A 16979-nucleotide genomic window follows, 5' to 3' on the forward strand; every position below is an offset into this window, starting at 1 on the left:
GACGCGCCCGTCACGCCGCCCCCGCCCGGGGCGTGGCGTAGGCCCGCGCTCGTCCCGAGCGCGCTGCCCGGCCCGTGCGGCCGACCCACGCCGCGCGACCGGCCGAGACGTCGCGCGGCGTGCGCGCGCGCCAGACGACGACGGACGACGGACGAGGTCGCCCATCCACCATCGCGGCGCTGATCGGCCAGGCCGATGCGAAAGCCGCGTGATGCGCTAGATTGGAACGCGTATGAGCGATCAGCCTGCACGTCCGTATATCGGCGGCCAAGCGGTGATTGAAGGGGTCATGATGCGATCGCCGAGCTCGGTCGCGATCGTCTGCCGGCGCCGCTCGGGGGAGCTCGTGGTGCGCGAGCAGCCGATGACCGCGGTCTCGAAGGGGCCGCGCACGTGGCCGTTCGTGCGGGGGGTCGCGACGCTCGTGGAGTCGCTGCGCCTCGGGTCCCAGGCGCTCCGCTGGTCCGCGGATCTCTACGAGCAGGATCTGGCGGCCGAAGAGGCGGCCTCGGCCAAGGGGCCGGCCTCCAGGCGCTCGAGCGCCGGCCCCGCGAGCGGAGCGAGCCTCACCTCCCTGGCGCTCAGCATGGCCGCGATCGCGACGCAGGACGGCGAGCCCGCGCAGGTCGCGGGCGCCCCGGCGCCCGGCGGCACCGGCGCAGACGGAAAGAAGAAGGGCGGGGGGATGGGCATCATCCCGATCCTCTTCGCGGTCCTGCTCTTCGTGGCGGCGCCTCAGGCCGGCGCCGAGCTGGTCAACAAGGTCTTCGGCCTCGGGCTGGAGGTCACGTCGCCGGGGTTCCAGGCGATCACCGGCGTGGCGAAGCTCGCCATCGTCGTCGCCTACCTCCTCCTGATCCGCCAGATCTCCGAGGTCCGGCGCGTTTTCCAGTACCACGGGGCGGAGCACAAGGCGATCTCCACCTACGAGGCGCGCGAGCCGCTCGAGGTCGAGAACGCGCGCCGCAAGACGGCCATGCACCCCCGCTGTGGGACGACGTTCCTGGTGATGGTGGCGCTCGTGTCGATCGTGGTGTTCTCGGTGGCCGGGGCGTCCCTCGGGGCGTTCCTGCCCAAGCTGCCCGGCGGCCGGCTCGTCGAGAGCGTCGGCTTCTTCTTGATGAAGCTGCCGTTCCTCCCGCTGATCGCCGCGGTGACCTTCGAGATCCAGCGGCTCTTCGCGCGCTATTGCACCACCGGCCCGCTCCGCGTGCTCCTCTGGCCGGGGTTCCTGGTCCAGAAGATCACGACGGCGGAGCCGGAGGACGCGCAGCTCGAGATCGCCCTCGCGTCGCTCCGCGCGACGCTCTGGCGGGAGGAGTCGGTGACCGCGCCGGTCCAGCCCGATCGGGTGTTCGCCGACTACTCCAAGGTGCTGGCCGACCCCGGCTACGCTGGCGCCCACGGCTAGCGCGCGCCGGCGCCGCCGCACGCCGCCGCCGTCCAACTCTCCGCGTCGTCTTCGGATTCCAGATGCTACCTATCGCGAAACTCGAGGCGGTCCAGCGCCGCTTTCAGGAACTCGAGCACCTCATGTGCAGCCCGGCGGTGCTCTCCTCCCCGGCCGAGATCCAGCGGCTCAACCGCGAGCGGACCGAGATCGAGCCGGTGGTCGTCGCCTTCGCGCGGCTGCGGGACGTCGAGCGGCGCATCGCCGAGGACCGCGAGGCGCTGAACGATCCCGACCTGTCCGAGCTCGCCCAGGCGGAGCTGCCCGAGCTCGAGACGGAGCGGGAGCGGCTCGCCGGCGAGCTCGAGCTGCTCCTCCTGCCGAAGGACCCGAACGACGCGCGCAACACCGTGATCGAGATCCGGAGCGGCGAGGGCGGCGAGGAGGCGGCGCTCTTCGCCGCCGACCTCTTCCGCATGCTCTGCCGCTACGCGGAGACGAAGCGGTGGAAGGTCGAGGTGCTCAACCTGAGCGAGGCCTCGGCCGGCGGCTACAAGGAGGTCGCGGCGCTGATCTCGGGGCAGGACGTCTACTCCCACCTCCGCTACGAGGGCGGCGTGCACCGCGTGCAGCGGGTCCCCACGACGGAGACGCAGGGGCGGATCCACACCTCGACCGCGACGGTCGCCGTCCTGCCCGAGGCGGACGAGGTCGACGTGCACATCGACGAGAAGGACCTGGAGATCTCGATCGCCGCGTCGGGCGGCCCCGGCGGGCAGGGCGTCAACACGACGAACAGCGCCGTGCAGATCAAGCACCTGCCGACGGGCATGATCGTGAAGTGCCAGGACGAGCGCTCCCAGCTGAAGAACAAGGCGAAGGCGATGAAGGTGCTCCGGAGCCGGCTGCTCGAGCTCGAGCAGCGCCGGCAGGAGGAGGCCCAGAGCGCGGAGCGGAGGACCATGGTCGGCACGGGGGAGCGCGCGCAGAAGGTGCGGACCTACAACTTCCCGCAGAACCGCGTGACGGATCACCGGATCGGCCTCACGCTGCACAAGCTCGACAAGATCGTCGAGGGGGATCTCGACGAGCTCATCGGCGCGCTGCGCACGCACCGCCAGGCGGAGCTCCTGCGGCGCGGCGGGCTCTCGGGGCCCGCGGGCGGCGCGGTGGAGCCCGCGACGTGAGGGGGACGCCGCCCATCGACCTGGAGGCGCTGTTCGTCGCGCTCGTGCTGGCGCCGTCCACGTTCTCGCGGAACCGGTTCTACTCGCTCTATGCCGATCCCGAGGCGCGCCGGGTGCGGCGGCGGGCGGCGCTGCTCAGGAGCATCGTGCGGCAGCTGGTCGGCGGCGCGGGCCGCGCCGGGCTCGCGCCCGCGGCGAGCGGCGGCGCGCTCCTCACCTACGACGTGCCGTCGCTCGGGCTGAAGCGCACCGCCGCGCTCGACGACCTCGAGCTCGCCGTGCTCCGCATCGCGGTCGCGCGCGGGACGGTCCCCCGCGTCGCGCAGCAGGACGGCGGGGGCGTCGCGCCGAGCCCGCCGTCGGGCGCTGCGCTGCCCGACGACCTGCTCCCGGAGCCGGCGGACACCTCGCGGATCGAGCGCGCGCTCGCCCGGCTGCTGCCCAGGGAAGGGCAGGGCGGCGCGCTGGAGGCCGCTGGCCAGGGAGAGCCGGGAGAGCCGGACCCGGCGACCAGGGCGCTGCCCCGCGACCGGGAGCGGCGCGATACGCAGGCGCCCTAGTGCCGCGGGGCAGAAATCCCGCCAGGGAACTGCCTCGCGAGCGGAGGAAGACTTCAACGCAAAGGCGCCAAGGGCGCAAAGACGCAAAAATACTCGTCTTTTTGCGCCTTTGCGTCTTTGCGCCTTTGCGTTGAAATCTCTCTCCGGATCCCTGGCCGGACTGCTGGTGGGTGGAGCTAGCGCTGCGTGATAGGGGTTCCTGACGCGCGGTACGACGCGGTACTAGGAGGCGACCATGTGCATCTTCTGCAAGATCGCGAACAAGGAGATCCCGTCGAAGGTCGTGCTCGAGGACGAGCACGTCATCGCCTTCCACGACGTGAACCCGCAGGCGCCCACGCACGTGCTCGTCATCCCGAAGCGCCACATCGCGGGGATCGCCCAGGCCACGCTGGAGGACGAGGCCGCCCTCGGGCGGCTGCTGCTCGCCGCGCGGCAGGTCGCGGAGAAGACCGGCATCGCGGAGAGCGGCTTCAGGACCGTCGTGAACAGCGGCGCGAACGCCGGCCAGACGGTCTTCCACCTCCACGTCCACGTCATCGGCGGCCGGCCCATGGCCTGGCCCCCCGGCTGAGCCGGCCAGCGCCGGCTCCGCTCAACGGACGTCGCGGGCGGCGCTCACCACGGCGTCGAGCCACGCCGCCTCGGCCTCGCCGAGCGGCGGCTGCCGCGGCAGCGAGGTCGGCAGCGCGCGCGGCCGCGACGCGCCGTGGGCGCGCAGGTGCACGGACGTGACGGCGCCGACGCGCCCGCCCACGCCGAGGAACAGCGCGAAGAGATCCGGGCCGACGGCGCGCCGCGGGGCGGGGCGCACCGCGAGCTCGGCGCCCGACGCGAGCCGCGCGGTGAAGCCGGCGACGAGGTGATCGACCGGATCGCTCCACGGATCCGGCGCGCCCGGGGCGCCCGCCGCGATCCACGCGTCGAGCGTGAGCTCGCGCGAGGCCGCGCCGAAGTCGACCGCCAGCGTGAGGCCGCGCTGCTCGAGCGCGCGCTCGACCTCGCCGAGGCGAGCTTCGCCGGCGGCGTGCACGAGCAGCGAGTCGAGGTCGATCACGGGCGACGCGGGCGGCGGCGGCAGCGGGCGGCGCGCGGCGCGGGCGGCGTCGCGCGGGAGCAGGTTGCCCGGGTTCATGATGCCGGCGGGGTCGAAGACGCCCCGGAGCGCATGGACGACGTCGGCGCCGAGGCCGAGCTCGGCGCCGAGCCGCGGCGCCTTGCTGCGGCCGACGCCGTGGTGGTGCGAGAGCGTGCCGCCGGCGTCGATCGCGGCGTCGAGGGCCGCCCGCCAGGCCGCGTCGTACTTCGCCTCGGCCGCCGCCACGGTCGGCGCGCTGCCCGCGAAGGTGAAGTAGATGCTGCAGCCGTCCGGGTAGGCGTGGGACAGGTGGGCCATCACGAAGACGTGGCGCCCGAGCGCCCCGCGCACCGCGCGGTAGAGCGCGTCGAGGCGCGACCAGGGCGCGGCGACCTCCATCGTGTCGCTGAACGCGCCGGCCATGAAGACGGGCGCCTGGCGGTAGCTCACGCTGTAGCGGTGCGCGAGCCAGTGGCGCGCCGGCTCCTCGCCGAGCGGTTTGGCCCCGGCGCGCCCGGCGATCGCCGCGGCGCGGGCGAGATCCTCGGCGCTCGCGCGCGCCGTGCCCTCGAAGATGAGGATGAGCGTCGCGCCGCGGAGCACGCGCGACCCGACGGCGTCCACGGCCTGGTTGAGGAGCCCCGGCGCGCGCAGCAGGCCGCGCAGCACGGCGGCGCCGGCGCCCGGGCCTCGCGCGCCGCGCGCCGGCGCGGCCGGCCCCTCGGTCGGCTCGTCGCCCGCGCCGGCGTGGCCGTGCTGCCGGCGCACCGCGCCGAGCCGGGCCATGAAGGAGTCGAACGGGTCGTAGAGCCGCGAGACCGCCGGGCGAAGGCCGGCCTGGAACATCTCGCGCATCGCGTTCCACCCGGCCTCCAGCGTGGGGAAGGAGAAGGCGGCGAACGCGCGCGCCGGCGGGGCGGGGTGCAGCCGGAGCGTCGCGGCGGTGACCACGCCGAGCACGCCCTCGCTGCCGATGAGGAGCGGCGTCAGATCCGGGCCGCGCGCGCGCCGATCGAAGCGGACGACCTCGCCGCGGCCGACGACGCACTCGAGCGACGCGACCATGTCCTCGATCTTGCCGTAGAGCCCCGAGCACTGGCCGGCGCTGCGCGCCGCGACCCAGCCGCCCACCGTCGAGCAGAGGATCGACGACGGGAAATGGCCGAGCGTGAAGCCCTCGGCGTTGAGCTCCTCCTCGAAGCGGATGCCGAGGGCGCCGGCCTCGATCTCGACCGAGGGGGCCTGGCGATCGAGCGAGCGGCGGCGGGAGAGCCGCTTCAGGTCGAGCACGACCGTGCGGTCGTCCGGCAGGACGCCGCCGCACACGCCCGAGCCCGCGCCGTACGGCACGAGCGGGAGCCCCTCGTCCGCGCAGAAGCGGACCACCCGGGCGACCTCCTCGGTGGACGCCGGCCAGAGGATCATCCCGGGCCGGTGCTCGGCGATGCGGCCCTCCGTCACGGCGAGGTGGTGCCGCGGCCAGAGATCGCGGGCGTAGGCGATCTGATCGACGGGGGAGGCGCTGGCCGGGATCCCCGGCAGCGCGCGCGAGATCGCGGCCTCGAAGCGCATGCGTCAGGAGCCCCCTAGCGCGTCAGCTGCGCTCGGCAAGGATGATGAGCCGCGGCGACTCCGAGCCGAAGAAGACGCCCGGGTGCGCGGGGTGGCCGGTCACCTCGGTGACCTTGAAGCCGGCTTCGTGGAGCATCTTGCCGAGCTCGTGCAGGCCGTAGAGGCGGAGCGAGTAGTCGATCTCGCGCGAGCGGCCGTCCTCGAACATGACCGTGCGCTTCACCTTGAGCCGGCTCGTGAAGAAGTCGACCTGCATCTCATCCATGCAGACGCAGCCGTCGCCCTCGAACCAGACGAGGCTCGGCTGGCGCGACGCCACGTAGTCGCGGTTCACGATGTCGAGCAGGAGCATGCCGCCCGCGCGGAGGGCGCGGCGGATGCGGGCGAGGACGTCCGCGTTCTTCTCGTCGTCGAAGTAGCCGAAGCTCGTCGACCAGCAGTAGACGCCGTCGAAGGTCTCCTCGAACGTCATCTCGCGCATGTCGCCCTGGAGGAAGTTCAGCTTCTGGCCGCGGTCCTGCGCGTCGTCGGCGGCGCGGGCCAGCATGGCCAGCGACAGGTCGAAGCCGACCACGCTGTAGCCGCGGCTCGCGATCTCGATCGCGTGGCCGCCCGCGCCGCACGCGAGATCGAGGATCACGGCGCCCTTCTCGACGCCGAGCCGCTCCTCGATGAAGTCGACCTCGCGGCGAACCACCTTGCTGTCGATCTTGTCGAGCGTGCGCAGGAAGTCGTCGCCGAAGAGCTCCTCCCACCACGGGCGCTTGCGGCGCGCGGCGGGCTCGGTCGACGGGCCGGAGTTCGACTCGAAATCGAGCGGCTTGGCCGCGGGCGACGCGGGGGGCGCGGAGATGCGCGCCGAGGGATCGCCGTGCGGCGGCGGCACGGACACGGGCGGCGGGGGCGCCGACGTGAACGTCGCGAGATCCGGCGAGGCGAGCGCCTGCGCGCGCGGGCGCCGCGGCGGCGGCGGGGGCGGCGGCGGCTTCTTGGGATGCGCCGCCTGCGCGTCGGCGCGGGCGGCCAGGCCTGCTTCGGTCAGCTCGGCGTCGCGCTCGGGCTCGACCTCCTCCAGCTCGACCTCGCTGCTCTTCGGCGGCAGGGTGATGCGCGTCGGGTCGACCTGTTGTTGCTCGCCTCCGCCCGCCACGGGCGGGGCGCTCGTCGCGTCGGCCCTGGCCTCGTCGGTCAGCTCGGGCTCGGGCTCGACCTCCGTGAGCTCTTCCGGGCTCGACCCGGGTCGCCAGTCGAGCGGGCGCGCCTCGATCTCCGGCGCCGAGCCCTGCGGCCGCCGGGGCTCGGGCTGGAGGGCGTCGAAGGCGGCGTCGCGCGCCGTCGGCGGGCCCTCCGAAGGGCCCTCCTGGTACGGGTCGAGGCCCAGCGCGGTGTGGCGCGAGTCCGGCCCGATCCGGAACTGGAGCGGCGGCCACTCGTGCTCGGTTGGGTCGGTCAGCAGCGGCGGCCTGGCGGGCTCGGGCTGCGGCTCGGCCTGCGAGGTGACCGGCGGCAGGTTCGACTCGATGCTGAGGATCTGGAGCGGCCGGATCACCGCGACCGAGTCCGGGTCGATGATCAGCCCCGGCGTCGGCATCGGCGGAACGCTCGAGGACTTCGGCGACGGCCGCGGGACCGCCCGCGGCGCGACAAGCTCCGCCAGGTTCGGCGGCGGCGCCGGCTTGCTGGCGGTCTTGGGCACCTCGATCGGCGGCTCGCTGGGAGGCCTCGCGCCGGCGGTCAACCATCCGTCGTCTTCCGCCTCATCGAGCCCCAGCGAGCGCGGCATCGCCGTGTCCGCTTGCGCGGCGCTCGAATCAAGCGAGGCGCCCGGGTCGTCGCCCTGCTGCGCCGCGTCTCCGGGCACGTTCACGAGCCGCCGCGAGCGGCGACGCGCGGTCTTCGCGCCGTCGCCGCGCTCTGCCTCCGTGGCCCGCTCGACCTCCGCGGCCAGCGATTGCCAGGCCCGCCTCGAGGTGGGCGTGGCTGGCAAGGGGGTGCCGTGCCGCGAGCGCTCCGTCGGCGGCCCGGCGATGCGCGGATCGAGATCGAGATCCGGGATCTCCGAGAGCGGCCGGCCGGAGCTCCCGTCGGCCATGCCCGGGATGACGTCGAGGCGCGGCAGCGGCGTGGTCGTCGCGAGCTGCGGGCGCACGCTGGGCGTGCGCTCGGGCCGCGGGGCGACGGACGAGCGCGCGGGGAGCGAGCCCTCTCCCTGCGGCGCGAGCGCGGCCGCGTTCCCTGCCTCGCCCGGCGGGGGCGCGCCGGACTCTCCGGAGGCGCCGCCTTCCTGGGCGGCCTGGGCCAGGGGGTTGCGCGGCCGCTCGCTCGTCATTGCTTGCCCCCTCCGTCCAGCGGCTCACCGTAGAGGACCGGCCCCGGAGCCCTGCTCCAGGGGGGCGACACCCCGCGCTCCACGAACAGGACCGCGGTGGAGCCGAGGTGGAACTTGCCGATCTCCTCGCCGCACGCGACCGGGAGGGCCGGCGAGATCGGGTGCTCGCCGAGCGGCACGTCGCGCGCGTCGACGGCGCTCACCGTGATCCGTCCGACGATCATCGCGCCCACCATCACGACCGTCACGCGCCCCTGGCGCTCGGTGTCGATCACGATCGCGACGCGCCGGTTGCGCGCGAACAGGCCCGGGATGTGGCGCTCGCCGATCGCGTTCACCGGGAACAGCTCCCCCGGCATCGAGCGGATGAGGCTCACCTGGCCGGCGACGGGCGAGTGGACCCGGTGGTAGTCGCGGGGGGAGAGGTAGACGACCGCGAACTGCCCGCCGTCGTAGCGCGACGCCTCCGCGGGGTCGCCCACGAGGTCCTCCACGCGGTAAGGCTGCCCCTTGATGAGCAGGCGCCCGCCCTCGGTCACGGGGCCGATCGCCTCGATCCGGCCGTCGGCGGGGCTGGTGATGGCTCCGGGATCGGAGCAGACAGGGCGCATCCCCTCGCGGAGCTTGCGCGTGAAGAACGCGTCGAAGCTCTCGTAAGGGCTCGTCAGCACCTCGGCGGCGTCCATGTCGACGCGGTACGCGCGCGCGTAGAGCTTGACCACCGCGTTCAAGACGGCGGCGGGTGCCCTGGCGTCGCAGAGGCGGCCAACGGCCCGGGTAATGCGCTCTCGCGGAAGCACCCGCAACAGCTGTGCGGCGGCGTAGGTGGCAACGGTCATTGTGCGGAGCGGCGGTAACAATGCGGGAAAGAGAGCGGTGCAGGAATGCTAGGCCTCGGGACGGACCTCGGTCAACGCTCGGGTCAGGCGAACCTTTCCGCGCCGGCGCGGTCCCCCCATCCAGCGAAGGAGCTCAGCCTTGACGCGACGCGCGACGCTCAGCGCGATCCGTGGCGCGACGAAAGGCCCGTCCCCCGCGCTCCACGTTTCTCCACGTCGCCGCGAGGGCGTCAACCGCGAAGCGCCGCCCCACGCAAATGGCGGCGCGAGCGCCGGCAGACCGCGCCGGCCGCGCGCTCCATTCTGAAGCGCCGATCCGGACCCGGCGCTGCAACTTCGATCGGCCCGGCCGGGGGCAGCAGAAAAGCGGAGCGATTTCAAGTCCCTGCGCCCTGGCACGCCGCTCGCTGAAGGGAGCCCAGGAGGCACGCGACGACGATGGAGATCAGGTTCTGGGGGGTTCGCGGGAGCATCGCTTCGCCTGGGCCGGAGACGGCGGCGGTGGGCGGAAACACCAGCTGCGTGGCGGTCCGCTGCGGATCGACGCAGCTCATCCTCGACGCCGGGACGGGCGTTCGCAAGCTCGGAGATGCCCTGCTCCGGGAAGGGCCGGTGGAGGCCACGGTGCTGCTCTCCCACCTGCACTGGGACCACATCCAGGGCCTGCCGTTCTTCGTGCCGGCGTACCTGCCGAGCTCGACGCTGTCGATCGTGGGCAGCGCGCACGGGGTCGGGACGCTTCGCGAGGCGCTCTCGACGCAGATGGCGGCGCCGAGCTTCCCGGTCCGGCTGGACGAGCTGGGCGCCCAGATCGCCCTGCGCGAGGCGCGGCCGGGCGAGGCGTTCGACGTGGGCGAGGTCCGCGTGCGCACCGCCAAGCTCAACCACCCGGGCGGCGTGCTCGCCTACCGCCTCGAGCACGCGGGGAAGAGCGTCGTCTACGCGACCGACACCGAGCACTACGCCTGCGTCGATCCGGCGCTGCGCGCGCTCGCGGACGGCGCCGACGTGCTCATCTACGACGCGCAGTACACCCCGGAGGAGTACCGCGGCGACGCCGGGCGATCGAGGGTCGGATGGGGGCACTCGACGTACATCGCGGGCGCCGAGATCGCGCGGGCGTGCGGCGCGCGTCAGCTCGTACTCTTCCACCACGACCCGCAGCGGACGGACGCCGGCGTCGCCGAGATCGAGCGCCTCGCGCGCGAGCTCTTCCCTGCCTCGGTCGCCGCGCGCGAGGGGCTCTGCATCGACGTCGAGGCCGTCGCGCGGGCCGCGTGATGACGCGGGTGACGACAAGGGCGGCGGCCTCTATGCTGGATCCTGCTCCGTTATCCATGTCGCGCCTCTCGCTGCTCGTCGATCTCGCCTCCCTCCTCGCCCGGGAGGTCGACTTCGACGCCCTCCTCGGCACGGCGTGCGAGCGGCTCGCGAAGGCGCTCCGCGCCGACCGCGCCACCATTTGGCTCGTCGACGCGGAGCGCGGCGATCTCGTGACGCGCGTCGCCGTCCTGCCCGAGCTCCCCGCGCTCAGGCAGCCGCTCGAGCGCGGCATCGCGGGGCACGTCGCCAGGACCGGCGAGGTCGTGCGCGTCGACGACGCGGCGCGCGATCCGCGCTTCGATCCGTCGGCCGATCGGGCGACGGGCTACACGACGCGCTCGATGCTCGTCGCGCCGATCCGCGAGGACGCCGCCGCGCCGATCCGCGGCGTCGTCCAGCTGCTGAACCGCGCGGAGGCGCCCTTCGACGAGGAGGACGAGCGCTACCTCGTCGCGCTCGCGACGCAGCTCGCGCGCGCGCTCCTCCTGACGACGCTCCGCGCGGCCGAGGGCGGCGGTCCGGGGGTCGTGCTGCAGGGGCCGTTCAACCGGATCGTCGGCCGCAGCGAGCGGCTGGCCGCCGTGTACGAGAAGGTCCAGCTCGCGGCGCAGACCGACGCGACCGTGCTCCTGCGCGGGGAGACCGGCACCGGCAAGAGCCTGTTCGCGCGGGCGATCCACGTCAACTCGCGGCGCCAGACGCGGCCCTTCGTCACGGTCGACTGCACGACGCTGCCGGCGCAGCTCGTCGAGAGCGAGCTCTTCGGCCACGAGCGCGGGGCGTTCACCGGCGCGGACCGGCGCGTGCCGGGCAAGGTCGAGCTCGCGGAGGGCGGCACGTTGTTCCTGGACGAGCTCGGGGATCTGCCGCTCGACATCCAGGGCAAGCTCCTGCGCTTCCTGCAGGATCGCTCGTTCGAGCGCGTCGGCGGTCGGCAGACGCTCCGCGCCGACGTGCGCGTCGTGTGCGCCACGCACTGCGACCTCGAGCGCGCGGTCGCCGAGGGCCGCTTCCGCAAGGATCTCTACTACCGCGCGCGCGTCGTCGAGATCGACCTGCCGGCGCTGCGCGAGCGCGGCCCCGAGGACGTCGAGACGCTGGCCCGCCACTTCGCGGACGTCTACGCGACGCGGTACGGCAGGCCCGCGCCGCGCTTCGATCCGGACGCGCTCCGCCACCTCCGCGCCCACACCTGGCCGGGCAACGTGCGCGAGCTCGAGCACTGGGTCGAGAGCGCGATCGCCCTGGCCCCGGACGGCCGCATCTCCGCCGGGCACCTGCCGGCGCGCCGGCGCGGGGGGGCCCCGCCGCAGGCCGCCGCGGGGCCCGAGGGCGACGATCAGGTCGCGCTGCCGCTCGGCCTCACCCTCGACGAGGTGACGCGGCGCTACGTCGAGGCGATGGTCCGCGCGTGCGAGGGGAACAAGACGGAAGCGGCGAAGCGGCTCGGCGTCGGCAGGAACACCCTGGCGCGCGCGCTCCGCACGAAGAGCTGAGGCGGCGGCGCGGGCGCCTCGGCGCGCCGGGAGGCGTGCGTCACTCCGGGTTCAGGCGGAACGAGAGGCCGACGCCGATGATCCCCGCGACGTAGGACGCCCGCCACCGCTCGACGGAGTCGACCCTCACATGAGGGCGCTCCAGGACGGTGTGCAGCTCAAGGAAGCTGCGCAGCTCGAGGTGGCGAACGAGGCGCCACGCGGCGCCCCCGCGCAGGCCGGAGGTGACCATCCAGGAGAGCTTGCCGTCGTCCGTCGACTTCAGGTTCTCCTCGACGTCCGCGGCGACGACCCCGGTCTGAAAGGAAGCGCACACGAAGACGGCCTCGTCGTGCCTGCAGATCGACATGAGCCCGAGGCCGGCGGTGCTCTCCGGCCCCAGGATCGAGGCGGCGTTCGGGTCGCGGCCCAGCGCCCGGAGCACGCGCGCCTCGACCGACAGGGACGCGTCGAGCCAGCGGAGGGTGGCCTCCAGCGAGGGGCCCAAGCTCGCCGCAGGCAGCAAGCCGAACGCCAGCACGGAGGACGCGCCGAGCTCGACGACCCTGCGCGGCGCCGAGGAGGGCGGCGTGTCGTCGGCGTGCGACCGAGCCGGCAAGGCGAGGCTCAGCGCGACGACGAGGGCGATGCGATCCAGGTTCGGCACCGCGCGACCGTAGGCGCGCTCCAGCGCGACGGAAGCGCGGAGCGCGCGCGCTCGCGCAGAAACCGGCGAGCGCGCGCCATTGCGCCGAGCGGCGGCTTTTCCTCGCCTCGCGGTCGTTTGATCAGCGCGCCCTGCGGCGCGCGGCCTCGCAGAGGGCCGACCGGGTGGGGTCGCTGGGGAGCTCCGGCGGCAGCTTCTCCTCGCAGGCCACCTCGGGGCTCAGCGGGTCGAGCGCGACGCCCGCCGAGAAGGCGCGGCCGCCGTCGGCGCCTCCGTGGAGCAGGCCGTGCAGCGACCACCACCGGCCGTGGCGGCTGTTCACGTCCTCCACGTGCTCGACCAGCGGAGCGGCGCTCGCCCGCTCGCCGGAGGCCAGCAGGGCGGCGGCGAGGAAGCTGCGCACCGCCGGCTCGTGCGGCGCGAGCGCCTGCGCGCGGGCGTGCTGGACCGCGGCGGCGGCGTGGTGGCCGCGATCGTGGAGCAGCTGCCCGAGCCGCACCCGCTTGGCGACCTCCTGCCGGTGCGGCATGTCCCCGCCCGGCGCGAGGTCGGGCGGCACGCTCGCCGGCACGGTGGCGAGGTAGGCGCGCCAGCGCCCGTCCCAGGCCGCGAGATCCGCGCCGGAGATCTCGGCGATCGCCCGCTCCAGATCCGCGTCGCTGCTCGCGTCCTTGAGCCGGCGCAAGAGCTCGGGCAGCGCCGTGTCGCCCGCCTCCCTCGTCCAGTACCGGATGAAGCTCGCGACCTCGGCGAACACGATCGCCGCCTCCTCCGCGCTCGGGAGCATCGCGATCGAGGGGCCGATCTTGTCGAGCGGGCGCCCGAGGCCCTTCTGGATGCCGAGGAAGGCGATCGCGTCCGCGGACGGCACGTCGTCCAGCGGGTCGGGCTCGCGCCAGCGGACCTCCTCGCGCTTGGCCACGCCCTCCTGCAGCCACAGCGGGGCGTTGTCCCGCGTGCCGCGCGAGAGCGCGAGGTGCGTGATCTCGTGCGCGAGCGTGTCCATCCAGGGGTAGCCGTTCGGCGTCGCGCGCGGGGAGAGCATCGTCACCCGCCCCCACTTGGCGATGGCGACGGTGCCCGTCGTCCGCGCCGCGTCCTCCGGCAGGCCCGTCATCGCGGAGAGCGTGAACTGATCCCGGACGAGGTCGATCCGCAGCGGCCGGAGGAGCTCGACCCCGAGATCCTTCGCGAGCACGTCGCGCGTCTTCGCGGCCACCTCGACGAGCAGCGGAATGAGCGCGCGATCGTCGTCGTCCTGGAGCCGCACCCACACGCCGCGCGCCTCGTCCTCGACGACGACCGTCGCGGCGGTGGCGCGGGCGCAGCCGCGCGCGATGTCGCCGAGCGCCGCGCCCTCCGCCGTCGCCGCGAGGTCGGGGCGCGCGAGGATCGCCGCAGCGGCGTCGCAGTCGCCCTCGTAGATGGCGAGCCGGCCGCGCTCGAGCGCGAGCGCGGGATCGGCGGGATCCGCGCCCTCGAGGAGGCTGCGCGCCGCCGGGGCGTCGATCTCCAGGATCGCGGCCCGCGTCCGCACCGCGCGATCGAGATCGCCGACCGTGATGCGGCCGGACGCGGTCGCCGACACGGTCGCGAGCGCGGCGAGGACCACCGCCCGGAGGCCGCGCCTCGCGAGCGCCGTCGCCCCGCGCGGAGCCCTCGCCGGGGCCGCCGTAGCGCCGGCGCGCGTCATTTCAGGAGCCCCTCCGCGTAGCGCTTCACCGCCTCTCGCAGCCGCGGTTCCGAGGCGCTCCCGAGCCCCTCGAGGACGCGCCGACGGAACTCCTCGGGGCCCTTGTGCTTGTCCTTGTCCGGGATGTCGGCCTTCCTCGCCATGTCCCTGTTCCCTTCCGACTCGGCGTCGCCGTCCTGGCTCTGGTCGTCGCTGCGCGACATCTCGAGCAGCCGCTGCGCGTCGCGCTGGCGGTCGTTGCCCTGCTCGCCTTCCCCCTCGGAGAGGGCGCGCTGGGCGTCGCGCATCGCCTGCTCGGCCTCCTCGAGGCGCTCGAGCATCTCCTCCGGCATGCGGCCGTCGCCGCGCTCGCCCCGCCGGCGCAGCTCGCGCGCGCGATCGGCGAGCGAGCCCTCGCGCTGGCTCGAGCGCGCGAGGCCCTCCCGCGCCCGCTCCGACGCCGCCTGCCGCAGCCGGCGCAGCGCCTCCTCGGCCCAGGCGAGCTCCCGGGCGAGCGCCTGCTGCGCCTCGCCGGCCTCGCGGCCGGCCCGCTCCTCCGGGAAGAAGCCGCCGCCCTGCGCGCCGAGCCGCTTCGCCTCGCCCAGCGAGCGCGCCGCGCCCTGGCCGCTCTCGACCGCCTCCTCGAGGCGGCCCTGCTCCAGCGCGCCGGCCATCGCCTCGGCCTGCTCCCTGCCGGCCGCCGCGGCGGACTCGGCCGAGCCCGGCGCCCCGCCGGGCTGCGGCAGCTCCTGCACCGCCTCGCGGATCGCCTCCGCGTGCTTCTTCGCCTCCTCGCGGAGCGCCGCGACGTCCTCGGGCCGCGAGGCGCGCATGAGCTCCTCGGCGACCGCGTTCGTCTCGGCGGCGTGATCGCGCGCGAGGTCCTCGAGCTCCCGCTCGCTCTGCGCGACGCTCTCGTCGGCGCTCGAGGCCTCCCCGGGATCGGGCGCGCCGCGCGGCGCCCCGGACTCCACCCCGCCGCGGCCGCCGCCGCCGAACGAGGGCTCCGGACGCCGGAGCCGCGCCGCGAGGTCGCGCGCCGCGAGCTCGGCGTGCGCCCAGTCGCCGGCGCCCCGGGCGCGCGCGACCCTGCGCAGGTCGCTCGCGACGATCTCGCCGAGATCGAGGCCGAGCTCGCCGAGCTTGCGCAGCTCGGCGCCCCCGCCGCCCAGCACCGTGACGGCCGCCTCGAGGCGGATCTCGCCGCCCTCCCGGTCGCCGCCCTGAAGGAGCTCGGCCGCGGCCGCGGCCTCGTCCGCGACGTCGGCGAGCCGCTGCGCGACGGCCCGGGCGTCCCGGACGCCGAGGCCGCGCAGGCCGGCGTCGAAGGCGAGCAGCACGCCCTCGGTCTCGTCGAGCAGCTTCTGGTGCGCCGCGCGGGTGGTCGATTTCCGCTCGGCGGCGAGCGCCTCGTCGAGCCGGGCGAGCTGGCCGCGCGCGAGCGACGCGATGCGCCCCCGCACCCGGAGCCCGCCGTAGTCGGCGGAGAGCGCCCGCTCGACCTCCGCCTTCGCGGTCGCCTGCGCCTCGGCCTCGTGCGCCGCGTGCGCCGCGGCGCCGCCCGCCTCCGGCGTCCGCTGGCCGATGCGGTCCGCGAGCAGGTCGGTGAGGGCGTCGCGCGCCTTCGCGAGCGCGGCGTAGCGCCGCGCCTCGGGCTCGCCCACCTGCGGCGGGATGACCACGATCGCCTCGCTCCTGCCCCACTTCGGGCCCTCGATCGGATCGTTGTCGCGCGCCTCGATCCGCACCTCGACGGGCACGTACGTCCTGCGGAAGAACGGATCGCGCGCCCTGAGCTCGTAGCCGCCGCGGTCGATCTTCGCGTCCCCCGCGGGCCGCGAGAGCACGCGCCGCTCCTCCTTCGCGCCGGCGCGCAGGACGAGGTCGACCTCGCGCAGGCCGTGATCGTCGGTGATCTCGTAGCGGAGTGGGATGCTGGGCTCGTCGAGGAGCCTGACCGTGCGCGGCGCGCCCTCGAGCGTGACGCGCGGCGCGTCGTCCGGGATCGACACGACGCGCTGCGCGTCGGCCTGCCGGACGCGGACCTGCCCGAAGCGCGCGGCCGCCTGGAGGGTCGTCGAGTCGCCGAGGGTCCAGTGGGCGATCACGCCGCCCTTGCCGTCGTCGACGAACGGGACCTCGGCGCCGCCGTCGGTCAACACGAGCGCGCGCCCTGCCCGGATCGGGCGGCCGCGCACCGTGATCACGGTCCCCCGCGGCTGCATCGTCGTCGTGAACGGCAGGAGCACCTCGGCGCCCTCGTGCAGGTACTCGGGCGGCGTGGCCGTCATCTCGACGTCCTCGAGCCACAGCAGATCGAGCGGCGCCTCGCCGCCGCGGGCGGCGAGGACGTCGAGCCCCTCGACGACGCGGGGCGGATCGATCGCGGCGGCCGCGAGCGCCGCCACGCCGAGGCCGAGGCCCGCGCTCGCCCACCGCGCGGCCGACCGCTGCGCGCGCGCGAGGATGCGCGCCCGCGAGGCGCGGCCGAGCAGCCGCCGGAGGTGCAGGCCGGCGAGCTCCGGCGACCCGACCCGATCGTCGGCCGCGGCGCGATCCACGAGCGAGAGCGCCCGCAGGGTGGCCGCGCCGAGCGCCTCGTCCGTGCGGCCGACGATCTCGCGCACGGTGCGCCGGGCGTCGCCGCGCCGCCGCCGCGCGAGGACGACCCGCGCGACGATCGCCGCGAGCAGCAGCGCGAGGCCGGCGCCGGCGAGCCCGCGGGCGAGCGGGGAGCCCACGCGCGCCACGTGCGCCGCGCCGAACAGCCCCGCGAAGGCCGCGGCGGTGAGCGCGCGCCGCGCGGAGGGGTCCACCTCCGCGTCCCAGAGGGAGCGCAGCCGCGCGATGGACAGGGCCGGCGCCTCGTTATCCATGGAGAGGCAAG

General features: G+C 75.0%; 12 protein-coding genes. 6 read left to right on the forward strand and 6 right to left on the reverse strand.

Features of this window, described 5'->3' with window-relative positions:
• Positions 1-289: 289 nt before the first annotated feature.
• From WMF20_RS49585 to WMF20_RS49600, 4 genes are all read left to right on the forward strand, one after another.
• The gene (locus WMF20_RS49585) at positions 290-1411 is read left to right on the forward strand and encodes a DUF1385 domain-containing protein (protein WP_129580793.1); all 1122 of its coding nucleotides are present in this window, start codon (positions 290-292) and stop codon (positions 1409-1411) included.
• 62 nt (positions 1412-1473) lie between these two features.
• On the forward strand, positions 1474-2577 hold the full coding sequence (gene prfA, locus WMF20_RS49590) for a peptide chain release factor 1 (RefSeq protein ID WP_437609080.1): 1104 nt from the start codon (positions 1474-1476) through the stop codon (positions 2575-2577).
• Positions 2574-3137: a hypothetical protein gene (locus tag WMF20_RS49595; RefSeq protein WP_437609082.1), complete on the forward strand. Its 564-nt coding sequence runs from the start codon at positions 2574-2576 to the stop codon at positions 3135-3137. Before prfA ends, WMF20_RS49595 begins: the two co-directional genes overlap by 4 nt.
• 235 nt (positions 3138-3372) lie before the next feature.
• Positions 3373-3711, forward strand: a complete 339-nt coding sequence (locus WMF20_RS49600) for a histidine triad nucleotide-binding protein (RefSeq protein WP_437609084.1) — start codon at positions 3373-3375, stop codon at positions 3709-3711.
• A gap of 21 nt (positions 3712-3732) precedes the next feature.
• Here WMF20_RS49600 and WMF20_RS49605 read toward each other — a convergent pair whose 3' ends face one another.
• Genes WMF20_RS49605 through asd form a run of 3 tightly spaced genes read right to left on the reverse strand, consistent with a single transcriptional unit; the run spans position 3733 to position 8838 of the window.
• The gene (locus WMF20_RS49605) at positions 3733-5787 is read right to left on the reverse strand and encodes an FAD-binding protein (RefSeq protein ID WP_437609086.1); all 2055 of its coding nucleotides are present in this window, start codon (positions 5785-5787) and stop codon (positions 3733-3735) included.
• Positions 5788-5809: 22 nt separating this feature from the next.
• The gene (locus tag WMF20_RS49610) at positions 5810-8116 is read right to left on the reverse strand and encodes a methyltransferase domain-containing protein (RefSeq protein ID WP_437609088.1); all 2307 of its coding nucleotides are present in this window, start codon (positions 8114-8116) and stop codon (positions 5810-5812) included.
• Complete coding sequence (gene asd / locus WMF20_RS49615) at positions 8113-8838, reverse strand: archaetidylserine decarboxylase (protein WP_129582082.1); 726 nt, start codon at positions 8836-8838, stop codon at positions 8113-8115. Before asd ends, WMF20_RS49610 begins: the two co-directional genes overlap by 4 nt.
• A gap of 555 nt (positions 8839-9393) precedes the next feature.
• Between asd and WMF20_RS49620 the strand changes: the two genes are divergently transcribed.
• A complete protein-coding gene (locus tag WMF20_RS49620; RefSeq protein ID WP_437609090.1) occupies positions 9394-10236 on the forward strand; it encodes an MBL fold metallo-hydrolase in 843 nt (280 codons plus the stop codon).
• Positions 10237-10268: 32 nt separating this feature from the next.
• Positions 10269-11774 carry a sigma-54-dependent Fis family transcriptional regulator gene (locus WMF20_RS49625; RefSeq protein ID WP_437609092.1) on the forward strand — a complete coding sequence of 502 codons (1506 nt, stop codon included), beginning with the start codon at positions 10269-10271 and terminating at the stop codon, positions 11772-11774.
• A 40-nt stretch (positions 11775-11814) separates the two neighbouring features.
• On the opposite strand, the gene WMF20_RS49630 is transcribed toward WMF20_RS49625, so the two are convergent.
• The 3 genes from WMF20_RS49630 to WMF20_RS49640 form a co-directional block, all read right to left on the reverse strand.
• The gene (locus WMF20_RS49630) at positions 11815-12420 is read right to left on the reverse strand and encodes a hypothetical protein (RefSeq protein WP_437609094.1); all 606 of its coding nucleotides are present in this window, start codon (positions 12418-12420) and stop codon (positions 11815-11817) included.
• A 121-nt stretch (positions 12421-12541) separates the two neighbouring features.
• On the reverse strand, positions 12542-14113 hold the full coding sequence (locus tag WMF20_RS49635) for a hypothetical protein (protein WP_437609096.1): 1572 nt from the start codon (positions 14111-14113) through the stop codon (positions 12542-12544).
• A complete protein-coding gene (locus WMF20_RS49640) occupies positions 14110-16968 on the reverse strand; it encodes a DUF4175 family protein (protein WP_437609098.1) in 2859 nt (952 codons plus the stop codon). The genes WMF20_RS49635 and WMF20_RS49640 overlap by 4 nt, the downstream gene beginning before the upstream one ends.
• Positions 16969-16979 lie beyond the last annotated feature (11 nt).

The organism is Sorangium sp. So ce834, assembly GCF_051521425.1.
Taxonomy (GTDB): domain Bacteria; phylum Myxococcota_A; class Polyangia; order Polyangiales; family Polyangiaceae; genus Sorangium; species Sorangium cellulosum_D.